Source organism: Actinophytocola sp. (assembly GCF_045807065.1).
Taxonomy (GTDB): domain Bacteria; phylum Actinomycetota; class Actinomycetes; order Mycobacteriales; family Pseudonocardiaceae; genus Actinophytocola.
On the sequence record NZ_JBJMIE010000158.1, the window covers coordinates 1 to 5,315 of the forward strand.

The following is a 5,315-nucleotide window of genomic DNA, read 5'->3' on the forward strand; positions in this document are numbered from 1 at the left end:
TCGCCTTCCTCAACAACGACGCCCGGCCCGGGGCCGACTGGGTCACGGCCGCGGTCGACGTCCTGCGCAAGGAGCCGACCGTCGCGGCCGTCGCCAGCAAGGTGCTGGACTGGGACGGGGAGAACATCGACTTCGTGGACGCCGGGCTCACCTGGTTCGGCATGGGCTACAAGCGCCACGCCGGTGAACCGGACGACGGCACCCACGAGCAGGCGCGCGACGTCCTCTTCGCCACCGGGTCGGCCATGTTCGTCCGGACCGACGTCTTCAAGGCGCTCAGGGGCTTCGACGAGCGCTTCTTCATGTTCTACGAGGACGTCGACCTCGGCTGGCGGCTGAACCTGCGCGGCTGGCGCGTCCGGTACGAGCCGCGCTCGGTCGCCTACCACCGCCACCACGCCTCGATGTCCAAAGTAGACACCGAGGACAACGCGAAGGAGCTGTTCCTCCTCGAACGCAACGCGCTGGCCGCCCTCTACAAGAACGTCTCGGACGCCACGCTCGCGAAGGCGCTGCCCGCGGCACTCGCGCTGACCGTCCGCAGGGCCACCGCCCGCGGCGACATCGACCCGACACAGCTGGAGATCGGGAAGCCGGACACCGGATCCACCGTGGACATCCCGCGGACCACGCTCGCCGGGATCCTCGCCATCGACCAGTTCGTCGAGCTGTTGCCGCGGCTCGCCGCGTCCCGGCAGGCCGAGCAGCAGGCCCGGGTGCGCACCGACGCGGACCTCCTCCCGTTGATGCGCAAGGCGATGGAGCCCGCCTACCCGCTGCCCCGCTACCTCGCCGCGCACGACGTGCTGGTCGACGTGTTCGGCCTCGAGGAGGCGTTCGGGGCGCGCCGCAGGATCCTCGTGCTGACCGGCGACGCGCTGACCGAGCGCATGGCCGGCCCCGCGATCCGCGCGTGGAACATGGCCGACGTCCTCGCCGCCGAGCACGAGGTCCGGCTCGTCACCGTGAACCCGCTGTGCGCGCCGCCCGAGGCGCCGTTCGCCGTGGCCAGGGCCAGGCAACGCGAGCTGGGCCCGCACGTCGACTGGGCGGATGTCGTCGTCCTGCAGGGACATGCGCTGGAACTGGTGCCGGAGCTGAAGAAGGCCGGCTCGACCAAGATCGTGGTCTGCGACATGTACGACCCGATGCACCTGGAGCTGCTGGAACAGGGCAGGGACGAGGTCGACGAGCAGCGCGAGCTCGACCTCATCGGTGTCACGAAGGTGCTGAACACCCAGCTGGAGCGCGGCGACTTCTTCCTCTGCGCCTCGGAGCGGCAGCGGCACTTCTGGCTCGGTCACCTGACCGCGCTCGGCCGCCTCACACCTTCCCTGTACGACAGTGATCCCACGGTCAAGTCGCTGCTCGCGGTCGCGCCGTTCGGCCTGCCGGGCAAGCCGCCGCAGAAGACCGCGTCGCCGATCCGCGGCCGGCTGGCCGCGCAGGACGACAAGGTCATCATCTGGGCCGGCGGGGTGTACAGCTGGTTCGACCCGCTGACGCTGCTGCACGCCATGGATCGCCTGCGCCGCAAGCACAGCAACACGCGGCTGCTGTTCCTCGGCATGAAGCACCCGAACCCCGAGGTGCCGGAGATGGACATCGGCGCGCAGACGCGGGCGCTGTCGGAACGACTCGGGCTGACCAACCGGCACGTGTTCTTCAACGAGACCTGGGTGCCCTACGCGGAGCGGCAGAACTGGCTGCTGGAGGCGGACTGCGGCGTCACCACGCACTACGAGCACGTCGAGACCACGTTCGCCTTCCGCACCAGGGTGCTCGACTACCTGTGGACGGGGCTGCCGATCGTGACCACGGACGGCGACTCGTTCGCCGACCTCGTGCGCGCCGAGAGCCTCGGTCTGGTGGTGCCGCCGGAGGACCCCGACCGGCTGGCCGACGCGCTGGAAACCTTGCTGTACGAGGACAGGCTGGCCATGGCCGCACGGGAGCGCATCGCGGCCGTGCGTGAGCGGTTCACCTGGGAGACCGCGCTCGCGCCGCTGGTTTCCTTCTGCCGCGACCCGCATCCGGCCGCGGACCGGCTGCCCGGCACGGCACCGCTGGTGCGCAGGCCACCGCTGGGCGTCGGCGGCGCGCTCCGCCGCGACCTCGACCTGGTGAAGACCTACCTGGACGCCGGCGGCCCCGCGGAGCTGACGAAACGGGCGGCCGGCAGGGTGCGCAGACTCGCCGCGGAACACTGGCAGGCGCGGAAGGGCCAGCAGGATGCCTAGTCGCACAAGGGTTCTGCTGGACGGCACGCCGCTCCTGGGCGCCCGCACCGGGATCGGCCGCTACACCTCGGCACTGGCCGAGGAACTGGCCTCGATGTCCGATGTAGACGTACGCGCGGTGGCGTTCACGTTGCGGGGCTGGCGAAAGCTGCGGCGTGTGCTGCCACACGGGACGCGATCCCGCGGTATGCCGGTGTCCGCGCGGCTGCTGCGCCGGTCCTGGCTGCGGGTCCCGTTCCCGCCGATCGAGCTGTTCGCCGGGTTCACGGATGTCGTGCACGGCACCAACTTCGTGCTCCCGCCGGCGATCCGGGCGGCGGGCGTACTGACGATCCACGACCTGGCCTTCCTCGACTCGCCCGGCGACCTGCCGCCGTCCGACGAGCAGCTGCCCGCGCTGGTGGCGCGCTCGGCGGACCGCGCGGACATCGTGTGCACGCCGACACAGGCGGTCGCCGACATCGTGGCGGACCGGCTCGGGCTGGCCGAGGAGAAGATCGTCGTGACACCGCTGGGCATCGACCTCGCGTGGTTCACGGCGCGCCCGCCGAGCGAGACGATGCGGCGGCGGATCGGGCTGCCGAAGAAGTACCTGCTGTTCGTGGGCGCGGCCGGCCCGAGGAAGGCGTTGGACTGGCTGCTGAAGGCGCACGCGAACACGCCGGACCTGCCGCCGCTGGTGCTGGCGGGCCCCGGTCACGTCGGCAACGACGCCTCGGTCCAGTCGATCGGCTATCTGTCCGATGTGGACCTGCGCAGCGTGGTGGCCGGCGCGTCCGCGCTGGTCCTGCCGTCCCGCGACGAGGGTTTCGGCCTGCCGGTGCTGGAGGCGCTGGCGTGCGACGTGCCGGTGGTGTGCTCGGACCTGCCCGCGCTGCGCGAGGTCGCCGGCGGCCACGCGACGCTGGTCCCGTTCGGCGAGGTCGAGGCCATGGGCGCGGCGCTGACCGAGGCGCTGACCACGTCGGTCGACGCCCCGACGCTGGCGGCCCGCCGCACGTACGCGGCAGGCTTCACCTGGCGGCGGACGGCCGAGCTGACCGTGGAGGCCTACCGCCGCGCCATGGCCTCCTAGTCCACGCACCGAGACGCTCGTTGATCGCGAATTCGGCCTGTCGCCGCACGCGGCGGGAGTAGTCTCCGGCTGTGGTGGACACCCAAGAGGCGAAACGGATTCAGGAGACGAACCACGAGCGCCAGGCGCTCTGTTCGAGCCAGGGGTGGGGCTTCGCGCCGGACGCGCCGGAGCTGCTGGAACGCTGGCCGTTGAAGCCGTTCACCGAGATCGGCGACAAGCGGATGGCGTTCGGCGTCGTGTCCGGAGCCGTCGGCGGCGTGCCGTTCACCGCGTTCGACTACCACCGCCGCCCGAAGGTGACGCACTGGCAGTCCCGCGGCCGGACCAGGATGTCGATCGACACGATCCTCATCGACACCGTGTGGGTGCTGACGCTGCCGTCGACGCTGCCGAAGTTCCAGATCTTCGACTACGCGGAGCCGAACTTCGACCGGGACGGCGCCGTGCCCCCGCACACCGCGGACGCGAAGCTGAACCGGTCGTACCTGCTGGTGGACACCGACCAGGCCGTGGCGACGCAGATGCTGACGCCGTCGGTCACGGGGATCATGAAGCAGTACAAGCTGCACAACTGGGCCACCTGGGGTGACCAGCTGCTGTGCGTGAAGCACCCGATCTTCGGGCGCGTGAAGCCGGAGGAGCTGTCGGCGAAGGTCGGCGAGCTGGGGCAGCTGATCGGCGCGCTGCCGCCGCACCTGTGGGGCACCGGCAACGTCGCCGCACAGCCGGCCGCTCCGCAGCAGCCGTACCCGCCGCAGCCGGCTCAGCAACCGGCGGCTCAGCAGCCGTACCCGCAGCAGCCCTATGCGCCGCAGCCTTACCCGGTACAGCCTCATCCGGCACAGCCGCAGTACCAGCAGCCGTACCCACCGCAGAACTACCCGCCTCCACAGCCGTACCCACCGCAACCGCAGCCGCAGTACGGCTATCCGCCCCAGCCGTACTACCCACCGCAGCCCTACCCACCACAGCCGTACTACCCGCAGCCGGGCTATCCCCAGCAGCCGTACGGCTACCCGGGCCACCGCTGACCACCCGCCCGGCCAGCACGGCGAAGTGCGACGAAGGCCGGCGGCAGGTTGAACAGCGTCGGGATGTCGGTCGAGCCCCGGCGTCCTTCGTCACGCCCAGCGTGAGGAAGACGTCCTCCGGGGATCGGTCGCGGTCAGTGCGTCAGGCGCGGAAGTGTTCGCCGTGCTCCGCGAACGCCGCTGCCAGGGCCTCACGCCACGGGCGCATCGGTGGTAGACCGGCCTCGCGCCATGCGCGGTCGGACAGCACCGAGTACGCCGGCCGCGGCGCGGGACGCGGGAACTCCTCCGTCGTGCACGGCTTCACCCGTGCCGGATCCAGCCCCAGCTCCTCGAAGACCGCCCGCGCGAAGCCGAACCACGTCGTCTCGCCGCCGCCCGTGCAGTGCAGGATCCGCGACGACGGGCCGGCACCCGAGGCGATGGCATCCGCCAGCGCCAGCAGCCCCGAAGCCAGATCACCTGTCCACGTAGGGCATCCACGCTGATCGTCCACAACGGACACCGTGTCGCGGGTGGCGGCCAGGCGGGCCATGGTCTTCACGAAGTTGCCGCCGAACGCGCCGTAAACCCAGGCCGTGCGCACGACCCACGCGCGCGCACCCGACCCGAGCACGGCTTCCTCGCCGGCGGCTTTCGTCGCGCCGTAAGCCGATCCCGGGCGCACCGGGTCGTCCGTCTCGTAGGGACGGTCGCCGTCGCCGGGGAAGACGTAGTCCGTCGACACGTGCACCAGCGGCACGCCCGCCGAGGCGCACGCCGCCGCCAGCAGGCGCGGACCGTCCGCGTTCACGGCGTAGGCCCGCCGGGCGTCGGTCTCCGCCGCGTCCACCGCGTTGTAGGCGGCCGCGTTGATGACCACGGGGGTCAGACCATCGGCCTCGGCCGTCGTCGCCAGGGTGGCGACGGCCTCGACCGCCGCGCTCGCGTTCGTGATGTCCAGCTCGGCCGAGCCGGGGGCCCGCA

4 protein-coding genes are annotated in these 5,315 nt (G+C 71.5%); 3 read left to right on the forward strand and 1 reads right to left on the reverse strand.

Features of this window, described 5'->3' with window-relative positions; all coding sequences use genetic code 11:
- From ACJ73U_RS09290 to ACJ73U_RS09300, 3 genes are all read left to right on the forward strand, one after another.
- On the forward strand, positions 1-2,240 hold a 2,240-nt coding region (locus ACJ73U_RS09290; RefSeq protein WP_407777140.1), incomplete at its 5' end, for a glycosyltransferase.
- Positions 2,233-3,315: a glycosyltransferase family 4 protein gene (locus ACJ73U_RS09295; protein ID WP_407777141.1), complete on the forward strand. Its 1,083-nt coding sequence runs from the start codon at positions 2,233-2,235 to the stop codon at positions 3,313-3,315. The genes ACJ73U_RS09290 and ACJ73U_RS09295, both read left to right, overlap by 8 nt.
- Before the next feature lie 71 nt (positions 3,316-3,386).
- The gene (locus ACJ73U_RS09300; protein WP_407777142.1) at positions 3,387-4,349 is read left to right on the forward strand and encodes a hypothetical protein; all 963 of its coding nucleotides are present in this window, start codon (positions 3,387-3,389) and stop codon (positions 4,347-4,349) included.
- A 142-nt stretch (positions 4,350-4,491) separates the two neighbouring features.
- Here ACJ73U_RS09300 and rfbD read toward each other — a convergent pair.
- On the reverse strand, positions 4,492-5,315 hold an 824-nt coding region (gene rfbD / locus ACJ73U_RS09305; RefSeq protein WP_407777143.1), incomplete at its 5' end, for a dTDP-4-dehydrorhamnose reductase.